25 protein-coding genes and 1 riboswitch are annotated in these 22,262 nt (G+C 37.5%); of the genes, 16 read left to right on the top strand and 9 right to left on the bottom strand.

Annotated features, from left to right (window positions below):
• Positions 1-13 precede the first annotated feature (13 nt).
• Positions 14-553: a YgdI/YgdR family lipoprotein gene (locus LC455_RS18700; RefSeq protein ID WP_223592996.1), complete on the top strand. Its 540-nt coding sequence runs from the start codon at positions 14-16 to the stop codon at positions 551-553.
• Positions 554-599: 46 nt separating this feature from the next.
• On the opposite strand, the gene LC455_RS18695 is transcribed toward LC455_RS18700, so the two are convergent.
• Positions 600-911 (bottom strand): HesB/YadR/YfhF family protein, encoded by a 312-nt coding sequence (locus LC455_RS18695; protein WP_223592994.1) that lies wholly within the window; start codon positions 909-911, stop codon positions 600-602.
• A 253-nt stretch (positions 912-1,164) separates the two neighbouring features.
• On the opposite strand from LC455_RS18695, the gene LC455_RS18690 reads away from it, so the two are divergent.
• Positions 1,165-1,461 carry a hypothetical protein gene (locus LC455_RS18690; RefSeq protein WP_223592993.1) on the top strand — a complete coding sequence of 99 codons (297 nt, stop codon included), beginning with the start codon at positions 1,165-1,167 and terminating at the stop codon, positions 1,459-1,461.
• A gap of 69 nt (positions 1,462-1,530) precedes the next feature.
• On the opposite strand, the gene LC455_RS18685 is transcribed toward LC455_RS18690, so the two are convergent.
• The 6 genes from LC455_RS18685 to LC455_RS18660 all read right to left on the bottom strand — a co-directional run bounded on the left by LC455_RS18685 (position 1,531) and on the right by LC455_RS18660 (position 7,097).
• Positions 1,531-1,713 carry a hypothetical protein gene (locus tag LC455_RS18685; RefSeq protein WP_223592992.1) on the bottom strand — a complete coding sequence of 61 codons (183 nt, stop codon included), beginning with the start codon at positions 1,711-1,713 and terminating at the stop codon, positions 1,531-1,533.
• Between the two features lie 117 nt (positions 1,714-1,830).
• Complete coding sequence (locus tag LC455_RS18680; RefSeq protein ID WP_223592991.1) at positions 1,831-3,183, bottom strand: hemolysin family protein; 1,353 nt, start codon at positions 3,181-3,183, stop codon at positions 1,831-1,833.
• 61 nt (positions 3,184-3,244) lie between these two features.
• Positions 3,245-3,676: a MerR family transcriptional regulator gene (locus LC455_RS18675; protein ID WP_223593148.1), complete on the bottom strand. Its 432-nt coding sequence runs from the start codon at positions 3,674-3,676 to the stop codon at positions 3,245-3,247.
• A 159-nt stretch (positions 3,677-3,835) separates the two neighbouring features.
• Positions 3,836-5,143 carry a hemolysin family protein gene (locus LC455_RS18670; protein WP_223592990.1) on the bottom strand — a complete coding sequence of 436 codons (1,308 nt, stop codon included), beginning with the start codon at positions 5,141-5,143 and terminating at the stop codon, positions 3,836-3,838.
• A gap of 135 nt (positions 5,144-5,278) precedes the next feature.
• Positions 5,279-5,833 carry a GNAT family N-acetyltransferase gene (locus LC455_RS18665; RefSeq protein WP_223592989.1) on the bottom strand — a complete coding sequence of 185 codons (555 nt, stop codon included), beginning with the start codon at positions 5,831-5,833 and terminating at the stop codon, positions 5,279-5,281.
• A 121-nt stretch (positions 5,834-5,954) separates the two neighbouring features.
• Positions 5,955-7,097, bottom strand: a complete 1,143-nt coding sequence (locus LC455_RS18660; protein ID WP_223592988.1) for a histidine kinase N-terminal domain-containing protein — start codon at positions 7,095-7,097, stop codon at positions 5,955-5,957.
• Between the two features lie 198 nt (positions 7,098-7,295).
• Positions 7,296-7,402: riboswitch (TPP riboswitch) on the top strand.
• Between the two features lie 71 nt (positions 7,403-7,473).
• Between LC455_RS18660 and thiT the strand changes: the two genes are divergently transcribed.
• The 12 genes from thiT (at position 7,474) to LC455_RS18600 (ending at position 19,053) form a co-directional block, all read left to right on the top strand.
• On the top strand, positions 7,474-8,064 hold the full coding sequence (thiT, locus tag LC455_RS18655; protein ID WP_223592987.1) for an energy-coupled thiamine transporter ThiT: 591 nt from the start codon (positions 7,474-7,476) through the stop codon (positions 8,062-8,064).
• A gap of 328 nt (positions 8,065-8,392) precedes the next feature.
• On the top strand, positions 8,393-8,617 hold the full coding sequence (locus tag LC455_RS18650) for a FeoA family protein (RefSeq protein WP_223592986.1): 225 nt from the start codon (positions 8,393-8,395) through the stop codon (positions 8,615-8,617).
• Positions 8,617-10,620, top strand: a complete 2,004-nt coding sequence (feoB, locus tag LC455_RS18645) for a ferrous iron transport protein B (RefSeq protein ID WP_223592985.1) — start codon at positions 8,617-8,619, stop codon at positions 10,618-10,620. Before LC455_RS18650 ends, feoB begins: the two co-directional genes overlap by 1 nt.
• Positions 10,621-10,657: 37 nt before the next feature.
• The gene (locus LC455_RS18640) at positions 10,658-10,810 is read left to right on the top strand and encodes a FeoB-associated Cys-rich membrane protein (protein WP_223593146.1); all 153 of its coding nucleotides are present in this window, start codon (positions 10,658-10,660) and stop codon (positions 10,808-10,810) included.
• A gap of 118 nt (positions 10,811-10,928) precedes the next feature.
• Complete coding sequence (locus LC455_RS18635) at positions 10,929-11,384, top strand: helix-turn-helix transcriptional regulator (protein ID WP_223592984.1); 456 nt, start codon at positions 10,929-10,931, stop codon at positions 11,382-11,384.
• Between the two features lie 60 nt (positions 11,385-11,444).
• Positions 11,445-13,439, top strand: a complete 1,995-nt coding sequence (locus tag LC455_RS18630; protein ID WP_223592983.1) for a transglycosylase domain-containing protein — start codon at positions 11,445-11,447, stop codon at positions 13,437-13,439.
• A 140-nt stretch (positions 13,440-13,579) separates the two neighbouring features.
• Positions 13,580-14,137 (top strand): RNA polymerase sigma factor SigY, encoded by a 558-nt coding sequence (sigY, locus tag LC455_RS18625; RefSeq protein ID WP_223592982.1) that lies wholly within the window; start codon positions 13,580-13,582, stop codon positions 14,135-14,137.
• Positions 14,091-14,438 carry a YxlC family protein gene (locus LC455_RS18620; protein ID WP_223592981.1) on the top strand — a complete coding sequence of 116 codons (348 nt, stop codon included), beginning with the start codon at positions 14,091-14,093 and terminating at the stop codon, positions 14,436-14,438. The genes sigY and LC455_RS18620 overlap by 47 nt, the downstream gene beginning before the upstream one ends.
• Positions 14,435-14,671 carry a sigma-Y antisigma factor component gene (locus LC455_RS18615; RefSeq protein ID WP_223592979.1) on the top strand — a complete coding sequence of 79 codons (237 nt, stop codon included), beginning with the start codon at positions 14,435-14,437 and terminating at the stop codon, positions 14,669-14,671. Before LC455_RS18620 ends, LC455_RS18615 begins: the two co-directional genes overlap by 4 nt.
• Entirely contained in the window at positions 14,652-14,966 is a 315-nt protein-coding gene (locus LC455_RS18610) for a YbjQ family protein (protein WP_223592977.1), read from the top strand. The genes LC455_RS18615 and LC455_RS18610 overlap by 20 nt, the downstream gene beginning before the upstream one ends.
• A 317-nt stretch (positions 14,967-15,283) precedes the next feature.
• Positions 15,284-17,041 (top strand): ABC transporter ATP-binding protein, encoded by a 1,758-nt coding sequence (locus LC455_RS18605; RefSeq protein ID WP_223592976.1) that lies wholly within the window; start codon positions 15,284-15,286, stop codon positions 17,039-17,041.
• Positions 17,038-19,053, top strand: a complete 2,016-nt coding sequence (locus LC455_RS18600; protein WP_223592975.1) for an ABC transporter ATP-binding protein — start codon at positions 17,038-17,040, stop codon at positions 19,051-19,053. Before LC455_RS18605 ends, LC455_RS18600 begins: the two co-directional genes overlap by 4 nt.
• A gap of 38 nt (positions 19,054-19,091) precedes the next feature.
• On the opposite strand, the gene LC455_RS18595 is transcribed toward LC455_RS18600, so the two are convergent.
• Complete coding sequence (locus tag LC455_RS18595; RefSeq protein WP_223592974.1) at positions 19,092-19,715, bottom strand: NAD(P)-dependent oxidoreductase; 624 nt, start codon at positions 19,713-19,715, stop codon at positions 19,092-19,094.
• A gap of 298 nt (positions 19,716-20,013) precedes the next feature.
• Here LC455_RS18595 and fumC point away from each other — a divergent pair, with 298 nt between their 5' ends.
• Positions 20,014-21,393: a class II fumarate hydratase gene (gene fumC, locus LC455_RS18590; protein WP_223592973.1), complete on the top strand. Its 1,380-nt coding sequence runs from the start codon at positions 20,014-20,016 to the stop codon at positions 21,391-21,393.
• Positions 21,394-21,472: 79 nt separating this feature from the next.
• Here fumC and LC455_RS18585 read toward each other — a convergent pair whose 3' ends face one another.
• Positions 21,473-21,679 carry an alpha/beta-type small acid-soluble spore protein gene (locus LC455_RS18585; RefSeq protein WP_223592972.1) on the bottom strand — a complete coding sequence of 69 codons (207 nt, stop codon included), beginning with the start codon at positions 21,677-21,679 and terminating at the stop codon, positions 21,473-21,475.
• Positions 21,680-22,012: 333 nt separating this feature from the next.
• On the opposite strand from LC455_RS18585, the gene LC455_RS18580 reads away from it, so the two are divergent.
• Positions 22,013-22,255: a hypothetical protein gene (locus LC455_RS18580; RefSeq protein ID WP_223592971.1), complete on the top strand. Its 243-nt coding sequence runs from the start codon at positions 22,013-22,015 to the stop codon at positions 22,253-22,255.
• The last annotated feature ends 7 nt before the right edge of the window (positions 22,256-22,262 follow it).

Genomic DNA, 22,262 nt, shown 5'->3' with positions numbered 1-22,262 from the left:
GGGGGAAAACAATATGAAGAAGTTTTTGTTATTATTATCAGCTTTAACGATGGCTGCTGGTCTTGCAGCCTGCTCAAGCAGCAACGAGGAGAAGACAGCTGAGAAGGACACAAAAGAATCTCAAGAAGCAGCTGCTCCTAAAGTTGATGTAAAAAAAGAATTAGTCAAATTCTATATGGATCTTGGTAAGCGTATTAACGCAAAAGATGTTGATTTAAATGCTTACGTTGCGAAGGCCTCAAAGGAAGATGCGAAACCTGAGGAATTGCCTACAGATGAGGATAGAGCTGCTGCTAGTGCATCTGCTGCAGCAGTAGCAACTGACCTAAATAGTCTGCAAATTCCTGCTGAATTAAAGGATCAGAAAGCGGATCTTGAGGCTGCTGTTAAGGATTATGCTGCATCTTATCAAGCGAAGGCTGATGAATTGAAAAAAGACAGGCCAGCATTTGATGCAGCGGATGCAACCTTTGCACAAGGTGAGCAAAAGCTTGCTGCAGTTTTTGAGGTGGCAAAATTGCTTGCTCCAAGCTTAGATAAACAAGTAAACTAAACAAGTGAAAAAAGCAAGCCAGATTAATCCGGCTTGCTTTTTCCCTTTAATTAATGGCAGTTGCGATTTCTTCCTTAAAGGCAACCTGCAATTCATCTATCAGGTCATTAACTGACAAATATGTTTCCGTATTTTCAAAAAACCATACATCGTTTCCTTCAATATAAAAAGTAATACCGTTTATTTCTTTTGTAAAACCTATGTCTTCAGGAGTTTCCGCAGAGAAGGCAAGGCTATAGCCTTTATGCTGTTGCCCAAATCCAGCATATCTTGGGAACATTCGAATACTAAATGGCTTATTACATTCAAACTCTTTAGTGAACCATCTGGCAGCCTTTTCATCAATTGATATGAACATATTTTTACACCAACCTTTTCACGTGGTAAGAATCACTTTAAAAAGGAAAGAAGTATCTTTTCCCTATATTGCAAGAATATAATTTTTTAAGTGTTCTGCCTGTGATAATATTCACGGACTTCTGCCATTCAGGACGAATTAAAAAAATGTTCACGTTTTTGTTTCGAAGTGTTCACATTGTTGTTGCTTTTAACAACTTCATCATAGTGCAAACGATGATAAAATAATGACAACAAGAAGGGGAGATGATACCATGGATCGTGAACTTGAAAACTTGACAGCGAATATTAATGATATCAAAACTTTAATTAATAAATTTAATGAAACATTAGATACTATTGAAAAACGACTTACTAGATTAGAAAAAGTAGATAGTATCGAACACAGAGTGGCTGTGAACCAAATTGATCTATCTGATATTAAAGAATCTCTTCAGCGAATTGAGGAGGCAAGGAGCAACGAAATTCAAAATATTAATCGCCGGCTCGATTCTCATTTAGTCAAAATAGCGAAAGCTGAAGAAGAAATTATTATGATTAAATCGAAATAAAGGATTTCATAAAAAAAGATCAGGTTACGGACAACCTGATCTTTTTTAATCCAGAATCGAAAGCGTTTACTAACTTTTAATAAGTGCTTTTATTCCATAATAAATAAGTGCAAAAGCAAAAATTAGAATGGCCAGGGCTCCAACGATATGAAAAAAAGGATAAAGGCCAGCTAAAAAACCGATAGTTGGCATTTTTATTAAGGCAAAGCCTGCTAAAATACAAGCTAAATATAAACCAGCTGCATAATTCATGTTCTTCACCCCCCCTACGAGTAACATATGATTTTTCTCCCAATGATGATTAGGCAAATGTACAATCAAAAGCAAAAAAAAGACCAATCATTTTGGTCTTTTTTTAATAACATTTCTTTAGGATAATACTTCCGACTTGGATACGGCGATTTGCTGTATGGTAGCTTCACCGTTATGTGCATTTTTCGTCACTTCAATATATTTAATATGATGTTCTTCCATATCAAGGATTTTAAAAGTATAGGATTCGTGAATCATGACGTCGCCTTCTTTTGCCTCGTAATTTTCAGTTAGAATCCAGCCGCCAATTGTATCAACATCTTCATCGTCGATTTCTACGCCCAATAAATCATTCACTTCGCTGACTAATACTTTTGAATCAATGATATAATGGTTTTCTTTTATCTTGCGGATCATCGGAATTTCATCCATATCAAATTCGTCGCGAATTTCGCCCACAATTTCTTCAAGAATATCTTCAACAGTTACAAGACCTGAGGTACCGCCATATTCATCCATTAATACAGCCATGTGCATCCGGTCTTTTTGCATTTTTACCAGCAAATCATGAATTGGAATTGTTTCTATTACTCTAATAATCGGACGAGTATAGCCTTCTAATGTTTGTTTTGATAAATTCTCATTTCCAATTAAATCTGTCACCATTTCCTTAATATTCACAAGCCCAATGATGTGGTCCTTATCTCCATCAATAATTGGATATCTTGTGAATTTTTCCTCACGTGTTACCTCAAGAAAGGTCTCTAACGTATCATCCTTCGATAAAGAAACAATTTCCGTTCTAGGAACCATAATTTCTTTTGCAATCCGATTATCAAATTCAAAAATTTTATTTACATACTTAAACTCTGATTGGTTAATCTCACCACTTTTATAGCTTTCAGATAGGATAATTCGAAGCTCTTCCTCTGTATGAGCGATCTCGTTTTCGGAAACAGGCTTTAAGCCAAAAATACTGGATACAATACGCGCTGAACCATTTAGTACCCAAATAAACGGATACATAATCTTATAAAAGATGATTAACGGACGTGCTACCGTGAGGGTTATGAACTCAGCTTTTTGAATCGCCAGTGTTTTTGGAGCAAGTTCACCAACAACTACATGTAAAAATGTAATCGAAGCAAATGCAATCGCAATTGATAATATTTCCGTTGCTCCCTCGGGAATGTTTAGTTTTAAGAAAACAGGACCGAGCAAATGCTCTATAGTCGATTCCCCAATCCAACCTAGGCCCAAGGCCGTTATGGTTATCCCAAGCTGACAGGCAGAAAGGTATTCATCCAGATTCGAAATCACTTTTTTGGCTGAAACAGCCTTCGAATTTCCTTCTTCAATTAACTGATCAATTCTTGAACTTCTAATCTTAACAATAGCAAACTCTGAAGTTACAAAAAAGGCAGTCAATGCAATTAAAATGGCTATTAAAACCAAGTTAAATATGTCCAAATAAATTCCCTTAGCTCGCTGTTAGACGAGTAAGGAGTCACCTCCCAGTATTATACAAAAATTAGCTCGTTACACTTACGAGCGATTTTTTTAAAGCAGATCTTAGCAGACTAACATTATTAATCAGCTTTTCCTTTTGTTGTTCATCCAGTTTTTCTAAAATTGGCAGCAGGTCAAATAAATCACTATGCAGCTGCTTCATCTGCTGTGTTACCGCACATACATGTTTATCCACTTCGGATAGGCGGATACTACCCGCTTTCCGCATTTCTAGTTTTCTTCTAATCTCGTCTAAAGGAAAGTGCAAACTCTTGCATTCTTCGATAAACTTTAAATCATTTAATGCTTCATCTGTATAAATGCGGTAATTTGACTTAGAACGTTCTGCCCTTAGTAAGCCAATTGACGTATAATAGTCAATCGTTCGTTTCGACACATGCGCTATTTCTGCTATTTCGCCAATTCGATAGACAGCCCCATCATACCACCTCAACAATTTATAAAATTAACAATAATTATAAAGAATTTAAACCGTACAGTCAAACGTTCTGGTTATAGTAGTCATTGTTATCTACATTTTATGGGAAAATCGTCATTAGTATGAATGGTAAAAACAAAATATTCTAAAAATATAATCATAAAAAGCGCCTCCTTATTCTGGAGACGCTTTTGTTTTTTTTACCTCTATGTAGAGAATATGATGACCTTCGATTTCCTTGATTTGAAATATGAAGCCTCCCTTTTCAAGCTTATCGCCTTTATGCACATCAAATTTTTGGGTTAAAAACCATCCTCCGATCGTGTCTACATCTTCTTCCTCGAGAGTAGTACCGAGAAGATCGTTTACCTCGCTAATAAGGACTTTCCCATCCAAAATATAATGATTATCGTCTTTTTTCTGTATTAGTGGCAATTCGTCCACATCAAATTCATCACGAATTTCACCGACAATTTCCTCCAAAATATCTTCAACAGTCACAATCCCGGCAGTTCCGCCATATTCATCGGATAACACGGCCATATGGGATCTGTTTTTTTGGAGTTTTACTAAAAGTTCCTGGATCGGAATCGTTTCAATTACATGAATGACAGGCTTTAAATAAGGCATAAGCGGCTCTTCACCGTTACATTTTTGCTGGATGCAATCTGTTAATACTTCTTTAATATTAACAATTCCTAAGATATTGTCCTTGTCTCCTTCAATGAGGGGATAACGAGTGTATTTTTCCTCCTTTACAATTTCAAGAATCTCTTCCATGGTGGCAGTTTTAGAGAGCGAAATTACCTCTGTCCGGGGTACCATGATTTCTTTCGCTATCCTGTCATCAAATTCAAAGATTCGATTCATGTATTTGTATTCAGATTGATTAATTTCACCGCTTTCATAGCTTTGGGAAAGAATCATCCGTAATTCCTCTTCCGATAAGCTAATATCATGTTCGGAAGCAGGCAGGATTCCAAAAAGTCCCGTAACAAACCGTGCAGAGCGGTTAAGGGCCCAAATAAAGGGATACATGATCTTATAAAATAAGATGAGCGGACCGGCAAAAAGTAAAATGATTTCTTCCGCTTTTTGAATTGCAAACGTCTTTGGAGATAATTCACCAATGACAACATGAATAAAGGTAATGGCGATAAAAGAAATAATTACAGAGATAATGTGCTCTATAGCCGGTGGAATTTGTATGAAATTAAAAACAGGCTGTAATATATTTCGGATGGTTGGTTCGCCCAGCCAGCCTAAAATTAAGGAAATAATAGTGATACCAACTTGTGTTGCGGATAGGTAACCATCTAAATTTGAGATTACTTTTTTAGCTGCCTCCGCTTTGTTGTTTCCTTCCGACACTAGTTGATCAATTCTTGTTGTCCGGACTCTTACAATTGCAAATTCAGATGCAACAAAAAAAGCGGTAAGAGTAATTAAAATAGCAATTATGAATATGTTCATTAATATCATTTAACACCTTACCATTCGTAAGGTATGCCACCTCACTTAAAATACTCATTATTTATATTATTTCAAAATAGGTCTTAAAAAGCAAAAAAGCCAGTTTAACAAAAAAACTGCTAATAAAAGCAGCTTTAGAGGTTCTTATTTATTGACCCAGCCATTCCACTCACGAGCTAGCATGCTATAAACAATTAAGTCATGGAAGTGGCCATTTAATTTTTCGCCATCTCTAATTAAACCTTCCTTGGTAAATCCTAATCTTTCCGGTATGGCTCGGCTTTTCTTATTTTTCACTCCACAGCGAATTTCTACTCGATTTAAACCCAATTGATTAAAAGTATAGTTAAGTAATGCTTGGACAGCCCGAGTCATAACCCCGTGGCCTTCTGCATTTTTAGCAAGATAATAGCCAATGCTGGTCATGCTATTATGCCAGTCCATTTGGTGTAAGCCAATCGAGCCGACAAGTTCTCCTTTATAAAGAATTCCAACATTAAATCCAGTACTCTCTGCGAATTGATTAAGCCAAACAGGGATAATCGTCTCAAATTGATAGGGAGAAGTCATGCTGTCTACCCAGGGCAGCCACTTCCGTAAATGATTACGATTGTCCTCAACCAGTTGAAAAAGCTTAAAGGCATGATGCCTCTCAAACAATTGAAGCTCAATTTCATTATCGACTTTTAATGTAAACATTGGACTTTTCTCCTGCTTAAATTTTTTCCTATATCCTATGCAAGATAGGGGGAAGTCGGAAGAAGTGTCCAAAATAAAAAAATCCCGACTTTTTTAAAGTGGGATTAATTTCTATCAGATATTAAATGTCAGGTTCTAAATTTAATGCAATCGGTAAATGTATGGAGAAGGTGGTTTTATTCGGTGTGGAATTACAGGCTAATTTCCCCTTGTGCTTTTCAATAATTTCTTTACAAACGAAAAGACCTAGACCAGTACCAAGTTTTTTCGTCGTGAAGAATGGTTCAAAAATTGTTTTTTGCAATTCAGTTGGAATCGCCGGTCCATTATTAGAAATGGTAACAATAATGTATTGGTTGTCTTCTAAAGTACTGTTAATTTCAATTGTTGGCTGTGGATTTGCATGATGATTTAAAACATCAATTGCATTAAATATTATATTGATAAAAACTTGTCTAATTTCATCCGCATAACCGTGCAGCGTTATTTCCTCGCACAATTCTTTGATTACTTTCACTTTTCCATCAAGTATGCTAGGGTAGAGAAAGTTCAAAACTTCGTCTATCAATTTATTTAGTTTAAAATAATCTTTTTCCTTCCCAATCAATTCTTTTTTGGATAATAACAGAAACTGAGAAATTCTAAAATTTAACTGATCTAGTTCACTTGAAATAATATCTAGATATCTCATATTTGGAAAATCGGCTTTAAGCAATTGGATAAATCCTTGTACAGATGTAAGCGGGTTTCTAAATTCATGAATAAAGCTGGATGTCATTTGCCCCAAAAGGGTTAGCCGATCCTGATGGGTTGAGTCGATGAACATAGTCTTTTCCTCGATAATTTTGTTTTTGGCTTCTGTATAATGGGATACTGCATAGTATAAAAACTTGTCAAAACAGAAATTGATCCGATTGATCGATTCTTGCATTTCCCCCCATGATATCCCCGTTTTGCTTAAATAACTGTACATAATCGTTCTGCCAAGATTTACATTATAAACAAAATCCCCAATATTAATATTGGCAATGACTCTTTCTTCCGATATTTCTTTTGCCAGCTTTTCGATTACTAATAAAAGCTCCTCTTCGGTCAACTTATGCATATTTAAGATAACATGAAAAAGTGCTTTGGCATTTTCGCTTATTTTTTCTATATATGGGTCTTCTTTAGAAATAATATATGAATTTTCCCAATCAAGAAGTAATTGATCTTTATGTTTATCAAAGAAAGCAATTAAATCTATTTGATCATTTTTAAACATATTGTCCCTCCTGAAACACATTAAGCCTTACCATCTTAATTCGCTGATAATGACAAAAAAACCTCTTAAAAACATGTTAAAATTATTTTCCAAATAATTACATAGTTAATTTGTCATGAAATCTTCTCTTGAATATAGTTTGAATTTACTCTTGTATTCATTTTGAAATAGTAGTATATTCTTAATGAAATAATTGTATAGTTCCACAGGGGGAGCTGCAAATGGCGGCTGAGAGTGAACGGTTGAGTTCTGACCCTATGAACCTGTTAGTTAACACTAGCGTAGGGATGTGGTTTGCCAGATAGATAGCAATGCAGACAATCCTTATGTCTTGCATTGCTATTTTTTTGTTCACCAACATGGAGGAGAAATTGAAATGACTAAAAGAAGTAATACTTTATTTATTACCGAGGTTGCTGTTTTTACTGCACTCGCGTATTTATTGGATTATGTGGGAAATATTCTTTCGTTTAAAATCTGGCCGCAGGGAGGCTCGGTTTCAATCGCAATGGTACCGATTTTCTTAATGGCCTTCCGCTGGGGACTGAAAGGCGGTCTTTTAACTGGATTTTTATTAGGATTATTACAGTTCATTCTTGGCTTTGCACAAGTATATACAATTATTCAAGGAATCATCGATTACTTTATAGCTTTTACAGTTGTAGGATTTGCGGGCATTTTTGCCCGTCAAATAAGCAATATGCTTAATGAAGGGAAAAAAGGCAAATGGATTAGCTATGTAATATTTGGAGCATTCATTGGAAGCTTGCTTCGATATCTATGCCATTTCGTTTCAGGGTTTGTTTTCTTTGGAGAGTATGCTCCAAAGGGCCAGCCGGTTATGATATATTCCCTGCTTTATAATGGGACATATATGCTTCCGAGCTTTGTAATCAGTGTCATCATTGTCGTTCTTGTTATCAGTGCAATGCCCAAGAGAATGCTAGTACGGGAAAATAATATTTAGTCTGTGTAAAAAACCGTTATTGATTTTTTAACACTGTTGATTGGAGCGGAAGGCGCGAAGAGTCCTACGGGAGTACGGGGCAGGGGGAGACCCCGCAGGAGCGAAGCGACGAGGAGGCTCTCCGGCACGCCCGTGGAAAGCGAAGCGCCTGGAGCGCAAATCAACAACCAAGTTTAACAGTCAAGATTTTAAAAAAGAAAAGCCTCACGGCTTTTTTTTTTCGATTTTTTGTCACAAGTCTAATAACCTAAATACCTAAACAAAATGATAAAATTACCTTATAAAGAAAGAGAATCATTCTCAATTAACATAGATAGGGTGATAATACATGTTTGGTTTATTAAAAGCAGGGGAGAAAGGAAAAATCATTGACATTTCACATGTTGGTCACCTCGTACAAAGACGATTGCTTGATTTAGGAATTACCGAAGGATCAGAAGTTTCCGTAAAGTGTGTAATGCCCTTTGGCGGTCCTATTATGATTGAATCATGCGGCCAGTGTATTGGAATCCGGAGGAAAGAAGCAGTTCAAATAGAAGTGGTGAGAATATAATGGAAATTGCGCTAATTGGAAACCCCAATACTGGGAAAACATCGCTTTTTAATAATCTAACAGGTTCCTATGAGTATGTTGGCAACTGGAGCGGTGTAACAGTTGAAAAGAAAGTAGGAGTATTTAAAAATAATATTGGCAGATTAATTGATTTGCCAGGTGTGTATACTCTGAATCCACTTTCAAAGGATGAAGGGGTTGTAACGTCATTCTTTTTAAATGAATCAGTAGATCGCTTGCTTAACATTCTCGATGCTTCTCAATTAGAACGCAATTTGCATTTGACTTTGCAATTGTTGGAATTTGAAAAGCCTGCCCTTATCGGACTAAATATGATTGATGTCGCAAGTAAACGTGGAATTCATATTGATGCACTAAAGCTGGCTGAAATTCTCGGCGTACCTGTTGTTCCAGTTGTCGCTCGGAGCGGGAAGGGCTGTGATAGGCTTGTAGATGTCATTTCATCGAAATCAATCATCCCCATAAAAAAGAATCTAGTTCATTATGGGAAAGAGGTTGAAGAGGCGCTTTCGGCATTGTCTAATGAAATCACGGGTAAAACGGAACATTCATTAAGATGGCTGGCGATTCAATTCTTAGAGGGTAATGAATACGTTAATAATTATCTAAATAAAATATCTGACTCACAAAAAATTAGTGTTATTGCTGCTAACTTGGAATTGAAATTACAAAAACACTATGGTACCAAGTCTTTGGCTAATTTCATTTATTTAAAGAGAAAAGAAGCTATTGATAAAATTATCGCTGAGGTTGCGAGAAAAAGTAATTCGGTTATTCCTCTTTCAGAAAAAATTGATAGCATCGTCACGAATCGTTATTTAGGGATGCCGATCTTTTTGCTGCTAATGTATTTAATGTTTATGCTGACATTTGATTGGCTTGGAACACCGCTGTCAGATGGCTTGGATGCTCTTTTAACCGGACCAATTACGGCCGGTATTGAAAAAATATTAACAGGTATACATGCCACTGATTTTATTCATGCACTCATCATTGAAGGGTTAATAGCAGGTGTTGGCGGGGTACTTGTCTTTGTACCGCAAATTTTTATCTTGTTCTTCTTCATTTCCTTATTAGAAGACTCAGGATATATGGCTCGTGTTGCCCTGGTTATGGATCGAATAATGGAAGCAGTAGGATTGAATGGGAAAGCTTTTATTCCAATGATGATTGGCTTTGGCTGTAATGTTCCCGGAATAATGGCGGCAAGGACCATTGAAACACCTCGAGAACGGCTGTTAACAATTTTGCTGACACCCTTAATGTCCTGTTCGGCACGCTTACCCGTTTATGCCTTATTTGTCGGGGCATTCTTTGCTGCCCATAAAGCACTCATTGTACTAAGCTTATATATTCTTGGAATAGTTGTCGCTTTGATCTTAGCAAAAATATTTTCTTCTACCCTATTAAAATCAGAAACTTCGCTTTTTGTCATTGAGTTGCCGCCATACCGCATGCCTCAATTTCAATCATTATGGAGAAGTACATGGGATAAAGGGAAAGGGTTTGTGAGAAAGGCTGGTACCTTTATTTTTGCAGGTTCAGTGTTTATCTGGTTATTATCCTATGCAGGACCGAACGGTTTAAATGTAAACATGGATAACAGCTTCCTAGCAGCCATTGGAGGTATCCTTTCCCCAATCCTCGCGCCAATTGGTTTTGGTACATGGCAAGCTGCTGCATCCTTAATTACCGGCTTCCTAGCTAAAGAGGCTATTATTTCAACCATGAATATTATCTATTTTGTGCCCAATGATAACAGCCTGCAAGGACTGCTATCCGATTATTACATGCCTCTCTCTGCCTATAGTTTTATGGTATTTATACTTTTGTATATTCCTTGCCTAGCTACTACTGCAACGATTTATAAAGAAACCGGTTCTAAAAAATGGACGGCTTTTTCAATGGGGTATGCATTAGCAATTGCCTACATTTTGTCGCTAATCATATATCAGGGTGGAAAACTGATTGGTCTTGGATGATTTATTTAAGGCCTTTTCTTTTAAAGAGGTGAATATGATGATTGCCAGTATTGTTATAGGTGCTGTCATTTTTGGATACGCTGCGTGGGCGATGATGAAGTTTATCAATAAATCGAAAAAAGGCAAGTGTGCCGCCTGTGATTTGAAAAATTCGTGTTCAAGCCAGTGTGGCAATTCGGCAGAATTATAATATTTGTTCATTAAACTGTTATCGAAGAATTGATAGCAGTTTTTTTTATGATAAAATTTGAATGATTACTGGAACTTGTGTAAAATTACACCATAGGCTATTGAAGGAAGGGCTTAACATGACCAGAGATGAAATCATATTGAAAGTGTCTGAAAAGCTTCGCTTGATTCGGACTGAAGCAGGCTATACCCAGGATAGAATGGCTGAAATCATTGGTGTATCAAAGAAAACACTTGTTCAAATTGAAAAAGGAAGAGTCCTTGCTAACTGGTCAACAGTCGTTGCTATTTGTGCTCTTTTCCGGGAAACGGAAACAGTACAATTTTTATTTGGTAATGAGCCACTTGAGGTTTTGGAAACGGTAGCTCGAGAAGGAATTGATTACCGCAAAACGAAAACATTAGGCGGTCGGATCTGGTGGAGAGCAATATCAAAGAAAAGTGGATTTATTCTCCAACAAAATATCCTCAGTAAACATTTTAGGATATTGGATGAAGGAAATTATCGGATTTTTAGCAGCTTTGATGAGAAGCTTTCCAAACAGCGTTTTAAAGAATTGACGAAAAGTGAATAATATCTAAACATAAGATAGGGTTCTCCTGTCTTTTTTTTCTCTTCCAAATAGGAGGCATCTATGAAAAACTTGAAAAAATGGCATGTAGTCCAAATCGTGGTATTAAGCGGCTTAATTTTCATTTTAGGCTTCTTTGGTGCAATTTATTTTTTTTCCAAGACTGCCAATATATCTGAACTTAAAAATGAACTACCCCAGCCAACGGTTTTTTATGATGTAAACGGAAAAATAGCGAGCAAGGTTTCGGCGAATAAAAATGAAGGAGTTCCAATTAAGGAAGTCCCTGAATCTATGAAAAATGCCGTAATTGCCATTGAGGATCATCGATTTTATCAACATGGAGGTGTTGATTTAATTGGAACGTCAAGGGCGCTTTTCCGTGACTTAAAGGCAGGAGGAATGGTAGAAGGCGGAAGCACCATCACACAGCAATTGACGAAAAATACTATCCTAACATCCCAAAAAACGCTTAAAAGAAAAATAGAAGAGGTCTTTTTAGCATTGGCAGTTGAGCGGGAATATTCGAAACAAGAAATTCTGCAAATGTATTTAAACCAAATCTATTTTGGAAATGGGGCATATGGGATTAAACAAGCGGCAGGAAAATACTTTGCTAAAGAGGTTAAGGAGCTTTCGATTAGTGAATCCGCTTTGCTAGCCGGGTTAATTAAAGCTCCATCTGCCCTGAATCCATATGACCATATGAAAAAGGCTGTTAAACGGAGAAATATTGTCTTGCTGCAAATGAAAAATCAAGGCTATATTACAAATGAACAATATGAAAAAGCCAAGCAGGAAAAAATGGTTTTAGATGATAAAGGCGGCGACCCGTTCCGCGGTAAATTCCCTTATTATGTCGATCAGGTATTAGATGAAGCAATTCATCAGTATGGGTTATCGCAAGATGATTTGCTTACTGGAGGCTATCAAATTTATACAGAGCTTGACCCTAATATGCAATCGGTGATGGAAACAACCTATCAAAACAACAGTTTATTTCCAAAAGGAAAAGACCGGTTGGTTCAAAGCGGAGGAGTCTTAGTAGACCCGAAAACAGGCGGGGTCCGAGCCCTTGCAGGCGGAAGGGGAGAACACACTTTTAGAGGCTACAACCGGGCGTCTCAATTAAAAGCACAGCCCGGTTCTTCATTTAAGCCATTAGCTGTCTACACCCCTGCGCTAGAAGAGGGCTGGAAAATCACCGATATGCTAAAAGATGAACCGATGAAATTTGGAAATTATCAGCCTAGTAATTACGATCATCAATATATGGGGGAAGTCCCGATGTATGATGCGGTTAAGGAATCGAAAAATGTATCAGCAGTATGGCTTTTAAATGAAATCGGAATTGAAAAGGGGCTAGATTCAGTTAAACGATTCGGTATTTCTTTGGATAAAGCTGACCGGAATTTATCGGTTGCCCTTGGAGGCTTGCATAAAGGAGTCTCTCCGCTAAACATGGCAGAAGCTTTTTCCGCATTTCCGAATAATGGTGTCAAAGTGAAGGCCCACGTAATCAAAAAAATCGTCGAGGCAAATGGCAATGTGGTTGCCGAATGGAAAGTCAAAAAGGAGAGAGTTACGACAAAAGCAGTGACCGATGATATGACAACAATGCTGCTAGGCGTTGTAGAACAAGGGACAGGAAAAGCAGCCAAAATACCTGGCCGTGAAACGGCAGGGAAAACTGGCTCCACCCAAGTACCGATTAAAGGAATTAATGGTCTGAAAGACCAGTGGTTTGTTGGCTATACACCGCAGCTAGTGGGAGCCATCTGGGTCGGTTATGATAAAACAGATGCGGAACATTATATCACGCCAACCAGCAAAACAGGTTCTGCTGTTATTTTTCGTGAAGTCATGTCGGAAGCATTAAAAAATAAACCAAAACAAAAATTTAATGTGACGCATATTTCCGCTTTGGAAGAAAAAAGTCGATTTAATTTTCAAGAGGAATTTAATAATGAAATTCAAAAGTGGGAAGAAAAATGGAACAAGCAAATAGAGAGATGGGAAAAGAAAGGAAAAAATAAGGGGCATGGAAAAGGGGATTAAGGGCACGGAGCAATCCGTGTCTTTTTGTTTCCAATGTTTAAGAGTAAAATAAATATAGAATGAACGAAAGTTAGTTTTGTTCGTCATAAATAAAGAGAGAAAAAACAAGGAATATGGGGGAAAGAGAGGGCTATTACTAAATGGATGCATTAATAAAAAATGCTAAAAAAGGGGACCATCTCGCGTTTGCCATGTTGTTTAAAGAACATTATCCATTCCTTGTAAAATATTTAATAAAAATTACAATGAATCCCGATACTGCTGAAGAATTAGCTCAAGAGACAATGGCAAAATGTATTCAAAAGATTCACCTATATAATGGGCAAAGCAAATTTTCCACATGGCTCGTTTCAATTGCGACAAATACATATATTGACCAGTGCCGAAAGAAAAAAAGAGAAAAGAACTGGCAGGGGCAAGAGGAAATTTACCGGAAACTGAAGTGGCATTTCGAAAGCAGAAATGAAGACTGGAATGACGCTCTTGAGGCACTCGGGAGATTGCCGGAGGACATCCGTATTCCCATTATTTTAAAGCATTATTATGGCTACTCTTACGAAGAGATAGGCGAATGGATGAAAATATCTCCTGGAACGGTGAAATCAAGAGTGCATAATGGAATCAAGTCAGTCAGAAAGGAGCTGAACCTAAGTGAAGAAACAGAAAGTCATCGTTTTGGACAGCGAACAACAAAATAAACAGGAGATTTTAGCTATTTCTAAGATGCAAGAAGGTTTAAACAAAATGGAACAATTTCCAGTCTATTCCCCGGACCTTCAATGGTTTGAACAAATGGTTCTAGCGGAAAAACAGCGAATCAGGAAAAAACTGATTAGGGATTTGTCTATATATTTAATAGTAGCAATCATCATTTTGTGCGGGATTATGATTTCCTTATTTCAAATGCCGGCAGTTTTTATATTTTTACAGATCGCCACGACCATTTTTATTGCATTTTATAGTGGAACACGTTTAATGAAGAAGGTGAATGGCGGATGAAAGGAGAATATTCATTAACCGTCATCATCATAGTGTCTGCTATTTTGTTAGTGCAAAGCATATATTTATTTTTAGATGCCCGTAAACATAATCATAATTATTGGCTTTGGGGAATTGTCGGCCTTATTCAAGCGCCAATGCCGACATTGTTTTATTTGATTTTTGTGAGAAAAATTTTTCGTAAAAAGAGAAGAAGTGAGGCGAATTCAAATTATGATGATTGTTACGACTGATTACCTGCCGGGCAGGGAAATTAAAGAGGTGCTTGGTGTGGTGAAGGGAAGTACAGTCCAATCCAAGCATATTGGCAAGGACTTATTGGCTGGGCTAAAGACCATTGTAGGCGGAGAAATAAAGGAATATACCGATATGTTAAATGAAGCTAGACAAAAGGCGATTGAGAGGATGGTAGAAGAAGCCAGGCTGTTAGGGGCAGATGCCATCATCGCAATGAGATTACAATCCAGTTCGGTCATGCAGGGGGCATCAGAATTAATCGCTTATGGAACGGCGGTAAGGGCAGAATAATTCTGAAAAATGGGAATTGACTTTCATAACGACTGGTGATAATCTAACAAAGGAAGAAAAAATAGGAAATGGAGGGTTGCGTCATGATTAGAAGAAGAAAAGTTAATTTTAAAACTAAATATTTAAATGCAACCTGTCCAAAAGAGAATTCTCTTTAATTCCTTTAACGTACATTTAATAAATGACAAAACACAGGTTGCGTTCTTTAATGATGCGTAATGTGTGTTTTTTTGTCTCTTTTTTCCAGAGGCATACTGCACTTATACTGCGGTATGCCTCTTTTTTTATTTTTACTTGAGCAGAGGGGAGGAACAATCATGTTTTCGGTATTAAAAAAATTAAGCTGGTTTTTCAAAGAAAACTGGCAGAGATATGCTATTGCGGTTAGTTTATTAATTTTGGTAGGAATATTAGATGTCCTGCCGCCAAAATTGATTGGTATGGCAATCGATAATATTCATTTTGGGGAGATGAATAAAAATAAAATCTTTCACTATTTAAGTGTTCTATTATTAATCATGTTTTCATCCTATCTAATCACCTATGTGTGGATGTATAAATTGTTTGGAGGCGCTTTCCTCGTTGAAAGAAAACTTCGCTCACGATTTATGCAGCACCTTTTAAAGATGACGCCAACTTTTTATGAAAAGAACCGAACAGGAGATTTAATGGCCCGAGCTACTAATGATTTAAAAGCCATTTCGATAACCGCCGGGTTCGGTATTTTAACGCTGGTCGATTCTAGTGTTTGGATGCTGACATTATTGTTGACTATGGGATTATTTATTAGTTGGAAGCTAACGTTAGCAGCCATTATTCCATTGCCGGTTATGGCAATCCTGATGCAAATTTATGGTAAGAGAATTCACACTCGTTTTATGGAGGCGCAGGATGCTTTCGGTGAGTTAAATGACCGGGTTCTGGAATCAGTTGCAGGAGTCAGGGTCATTCGTGCCTATGTCCAAGAACAGGCTGATCAGAATAGGTTCCATCTATTAACAGAGGACGTTTATCAAAAAAACCTAAAAGTGGCGAGGATTGATTCTTTATTTGATCCAACAATTAAGATCCTGGTTGGAATCAGTTATTTAATCGGGCTTGGCTATGGCGCCTATTTAGTTTTTCATCAAACGATTACTTTAGGCAATCTTGTTTCCTTCAATGTCTATTTAGGGATGTTGATATGGCCCATGTTTGCAATTGGCGAGTTAATCAATGTAATGCAGCGGGGAAATGCTTCTTTAGACCGTGTTAATGAAACATTGGCCTATCAGGAAGAGGTTGAAAATCCAAGTAATCCGGTAGCTGTCAATGCTCCTGAAAATATAAAATACAAGAGGGTAACCTTTTGCTATCCCTCCTCTAAAAATAATAATTTGGAAAATGTGAATGTCCAATTATTTCAAGGTCAAACACTGGGGATTGTGGGGAAAACAGGAAGCGGAAAAACAACCTTTATTAAACAATTATTAAGACAGTACCCGCTTGGGACCGGGGAACTATCCATTACTGAGGTTCCAATTGAAGAGCAGAAGCTGGAGCAGATACGAAATTGGATTGGCTATGTACCCCAGGACCATGTTTTATTTTCAAGAAGTGTAAAGGAGAATATTCTCTTTGGCAGTAAGGATGCAAGCGATCAAGAGTTAGAGAATGCTATCGATTTGGCCGCATTTCGGAAGGATCTTGAGATGCTTCCGGAAGGGATAAGTACTTTGGTGGGTGAAAAAGGGGTAGCTCTTTCCGGAGGGCAAAAGCAGAGGATTTCGATTGCACGTGCCCTCATTAAAAATCCGGAAATTCTCATTCTTGACGATTCATTATCAGCGGTTGATGCCAAAACCGAAAAAAGAATTATTGAGAATATTCGTCAAGTGAGAAACAACAAAACTACGATTATCACCACTCACCGAATGTCGGCTGTTCAGCATGCTGATCATATTATTGTCCTTGATGAAGGAAGAATTATTGAAGAAGGGACACATAAACAGCTCATAGAGGTTGACGGGTGGTATAAAGAACAATTTTTACGGCAGCAAATTGAAGGAAATGTTGAAGAGGAGGTGTCAGCATGACCACAGGCAGACGATTATTTGGATATGCATTAGCTTATAAAAAGATTATTATAGCTGCATTGGTTATGCTCACCATCTCAGTCGTGACAGATCTAGCAGGCCCCTTTATTGCCAAAAAAGTGATAGACCAGCATATTTTAGGGATTGAGTCAAAATGGTATGTATCCAAGAAGGACGCAAATGCGGTAGAGTATAATGGCCAATTTTACAAAAGAGGAAAGTATTTTGTAGATGGTGAACAAAAAGGGCAGCAAATCAGGATTCTGCAAGTAGGCTCAAAATTTATTTTCCTTGATAGGGAGCTGGAGTTTGATGGAAAAAGAACGATTGCTGAAGGGTCCTTAGTTATTGAAAAAGGGAAAAACGAAGCAGTTTATCCGGTAAAAATCCTAAAGGGCGAAGAACTCCTTAAATTTTATCAGCCGGAAATTCCGTCGATTATTCAATTATTGATCATTTATTTCAGCTTATTAGTGGTTTCAGCCATTTTTCAATTTGGCGAACACTATCTTCTGAAAAAATCGGCAAACCGAATTATTCAAAAAATGCGTGGGGATATTTTTGGCCATATCCAACGACTTCCAATCCAATATTTCGATAATCTGCCTGCGGGAAAAGTTGTGGCGAGAATTACGAATGATACAGAAGCGATCCGTGAACTTTACGTTACCGTTCTTGCTACCTTTTTTACAAGCGTAATTTATATTACAGGTATATATATTGCCTTGTTTATTTTGAACGTGAAGCTAGCTGCGATTTGTTTAGTATTGCTGCCAATCCTGTACATTTGGATATTGGGTTACCGTAAGTATGCATCCGAATATAATCGTGTAATTCGATCGCGCAATAGTGACATAAATGCCATGATCAATGAATCCATTCAGGGAATGACGATTATTCAGGCCTTTAGCAGGGAAGAGGAGACGAAAGAGGAGTTTGAAAAGCTTAATCATGAGCATTTTACTTATCAAAACAAATTGTTAAGCTTAAATTCTTTAACATCCCATAACCTCGTTGGGATATTAAGAAACCTAATATTTGTGGCGTTTATTTGGTATTTTGGGGCTCAGTCGCTTCTGCCTGCAAATATTATTTCACTCGGAATGCTCTATGCCTTTGTAGATTATATAAATCGTCTTTTCCAGCCAATTCAGGGTATTGTAAATCAATTAGCCAATTTGGAGCAAGCTTTGGTAGCGGGTGAGCGCGTGTTTAAACTAATGGATGAACAAGGTGAAAATGTCAGTACTGAACGGATATCAAGGTTTAAAGGAAATGTATCTTTTGATAATGTTTCTTTTGGATATAAAGATGGTGAGTATGTCCTTAAGAATATCGAATTCCAGGCAAAGCAGGGTGAAACTGTTGCCCTTGTAGGCCACACTGGTTCTGGGAAAAGTTCAATTATGAATTTACTGTTCCGTTTTTATGACTGCCAAAAAGGGAAAATTACGATTGATGGAAAAGATGTAGAAAGTTTGCCGCGGCAAACTGTCCGAAATCATATGGGGATAGTCCTGCAGGATCCTTATTTGTTTTCAGGGACAATTGCTTCGAATGTCAGTCTAAATGATCCTTCAATTACGAGGGAAAAGGTGGAAAAAGCCTTGAAGGATGTTGGCGCAGATAAGGTGTTTAGAAATTTAGAGAATGGTTATGACGAACCGGTTATTGAGAAGGGAAGCACCCTTTCAAGCGGACAAAGGCAGTTGATTTCGTTTGCACGAGCGCTAGCATTTAATCCGGCAATTCTTATTCTCGATGAAGCAACCTCCAGTATTGATACCGAAACGGAAGCTGTTATTCAAGAAGCAATGGAAGTGTTAAAGAAAGGAAGAACAACATTTATTATTGCCCACCGCTTATCAACCATCCGAAATGCCGATCAAATTCTTGTCCTTGACCGGGGAACGATTGTGGAGAGAGGAACACATGACGAGTTAATGGCCGGTAAGGGCAAATATTATCAGATGTATCAGCTGCAGCAAGGTGGCAGTGAACTGGCTGGTTAGATAAAGGAGGCCCTTCTTTTAAGAAGGGTCTCATTTTTTTAATAGGTAAGTCCAACCCTTGAGCCAATAAATTTATTGCTGAAAAGCTGTTGAAATGCAAAATCCCCTGTATCATAGATCGAAATTGAAGAAGGATTTTCGGGAAGAATATCTATTTCGTATCGATATTGCCCCAGTCTTTCTCCAACTGGTAAATAGGTTGGACAAACGACAGTCCAATCTAGCCCAGAAGCCTTTAACAACAAATATGCTTTTAAATGCTCCTCGGCATCAAGAGTACTTTTTCTTTTTGACTCAGACGATTGGAAGCGAAATAAATGCGGGGCAGATCGAGCCTGGAGGATTCCAGCTGTTCCAATAGTAATAATCCTTTTGATTCCTTCCCTTTTCATATTACTGATAATTAAAGGCATAGATTGAGAAAGTGTGCTGTTTCCATCCGTATTTAATGCGCTTATTACAATGTCAGTCCCCTTCATTGTCTGTGCAATATCCTCTTCATTTAAAACGTTCCCTGTCCTGACTTTAAGGAGTCCGCCCGAATCCGTATTTAGTTTTTCCAAATCCCTCACCAGCGCTTGAACAGAAATTTGATTGGATAACGAATTTTCTAAAATAACAGAGCCTACTCTCCCGGTTGCTCCGAAAAGGCAAATGTTCACAAAAAATTCACTCCTTTGAACACCAAAGTGTAATGATTATCACAGGTAAAAAAACCCGCTCGTGATAGATTAAAATTGTTTAACAATTTTATTTAAACTGGGGTGGTATAGTATAATGTCAGATTATTCAATTGTCCTATTAATCGGCAGCTTTTTAATTCTTTCTTATTATATCGGATATATGATCTATAAAGCATAAACTGCAGACAAGCGTCTGCAGTTTTTTTTATTTTTGGGAAGAATTGCCTTCAGAATGGGAATATATATTGAAGTAATGCAAAAAAGTGAGGTGGAATCCTTGGAGAATTTTAGAGTCGAAAAAGATACGCTGGGTGAGGTGAAAGTACCAGCAAATAAATTTTGGGGGGCACAAACACAGCGCAGCAAAGAAAATTTTAAAATTGGCAGCGAGAAAATGCCGATTGAACTAATTTATGGTTTAGCATTTATAAAAAAAGCAGCCGCAACTGTAAATTTTCAAGTAGGAAAGCTAAGTGAATTAAAAATGAATGCAATTAACCATGTATGCAATCAACTTCTAAATGGAGATTTTGATGACCACTTTCCCTTAATCGTATGGCAGACAGGCAGCGGAACGCAATCCAATATGAATGTTAATGAAGTGATTGCTAATCGGGCCAATGAATGGTTAAGAGAGCAAGGCAGCGACCAATATGTTCATCCAAATGATGATGTCAATATGTCCCAAAGCTCGAATGATACGTTTCCAACCGCGATGCATATTGCTGCTTATATAAAAATAACTAAAAACCTGCTTCCAGCCATACAGGAGTTGAAAAGCACCCTGCTAGAAAAAGAAAATTCTTATTCAAAAATTGTTAAAATCGGAAGAACCCATTTACAGGATGCAACCCCATTAACCCTTGGCCAGGAAATTAGTGGATGGCGGTTCATGCTCGATAAGAATGAAAAAATGGTCTCAGAAGCAAGCCATTATTTGCTTGATTTAGCCATTGGAGGGACCGCTGTTGGAACAGGCATTAATGCAGGCTCTGAATTTGGAAAAAGGATGGCTGAACAGCTTTCAAAGCTTACTGGTTTTACGTTTAGGTCTTCAGAAAATAAATTTCATGCCCTGACAAGCCACGATGAAATTGTTTATACCCATGGTGCCCTAAAAGCATTAGCGGCTGACCTAATGAAAATTGCAAATGATATTCGCTGGCTTGCAAGCGGGCCAAGAAGCGGCATAGGAGAAATTAGCATTCCTGCTAATGAGCCTGGTAGCTCTATCATGCCTGGAAAGGTCAATCCTACTCAAAGTGAAGCCTTGACGATGATTGTATGTCAGGTCTTTGGTAATGACACGAGCATCAGTATGGCTGCAAGTCAAGGGAATTTTGAGTTAAATGTCTTTAAACCAGTAATTATTTATAATCTAATCCAATCCATCAGACTTCTGACAGATGGTATCCGGTCATTTAATGAAAATTGTGCTTATGGAATAGAAGCAAATGAACAAGTCATTAAGGAACATGTGGCACGATCCTTAATGTTAGTCACAGCCCTAAATCCGCATATAGGTTATGAAAAAGCAGCAGAGATTGCTAAATTGGCGTTCAAAGAAAATAGCACCTTGAAAGAAGCAGCAATCAAAACTGGTTATGTTTCAGAAGAACAATTTGACCAATGGATCAAACCAGAAAATATGATTTAAATTAAAATGAAAGCCCCCTCCAATAGTGGAGGGGGCTTAAGCCATATTATTTAATTGGTATATATGGGTTTGCTAAAAATTAACGCTGGAAGCCGCCGCCAAGTTGGGACTCAGCCATTTGAACAAGACGCTTTGTAATTTCTCCACCGACAGAACCGTTGGCACGTGAAGTAGTGTCTGCACCAAGATTAACACCAAACTCAGTTGCAATTTCATACTTCATTTGGTTAAGAGCTTGTTCTACACCTGGTACTAATAGTTGATTAGAGTTGTTGTTATTAGCCATAGTTGATTAACACTCCTCTTAATAAGTTTGGGGTTAGTATGGTATTGAACCATAATGGAAAACCATTGCCACCATGGCCTAACCCATATTATCAATTTTCGTTTGATAAAAGTTATTAGTATCGGAGAAAGTATATTTGGTTGGATGATCCGGAGTTGCACCGGCTGTTACCCTTGTTGGTTTCATCCATCGATGTAATGTGTTGCTTGTAATTTTATTATGATTAAAAAGTAAAGACTTATTCGAAAGAATTGATTAGTAATTTATTCCATTACTTAGGCTAAGTAAAGTAACACAAACTAAAGGCATCTACTTTTCAAAAGGGTGAAGAATATGGCGATTTGTCCAGTTTGTAATGGTTTGCGCGAAGCCTATTTAATGTGTTCAAACTGCGGAGATTCAATGATAGAGAGCGGTAGACTGATGGATTTTTATGATGATTACAGTCCGTATATGGAAATTGATTTAATGAAAATGGAGGATGGTTTTCCAGACACAAATTCAGGAGAGAAGTGTCCACATCTTTACCGCTGCCCAACTTGTCAAAAAGATGAAATTATTTTTATAAAAGAATAAGCCCCGT

It is taken from the genome of Neobacillus bataviensis (genome assembly GCF_019969725.1).
Note: the sequence above shows the minus strand (reverse complement) of the source record. Positions and strands in the feature narration are given on the sequence as shown.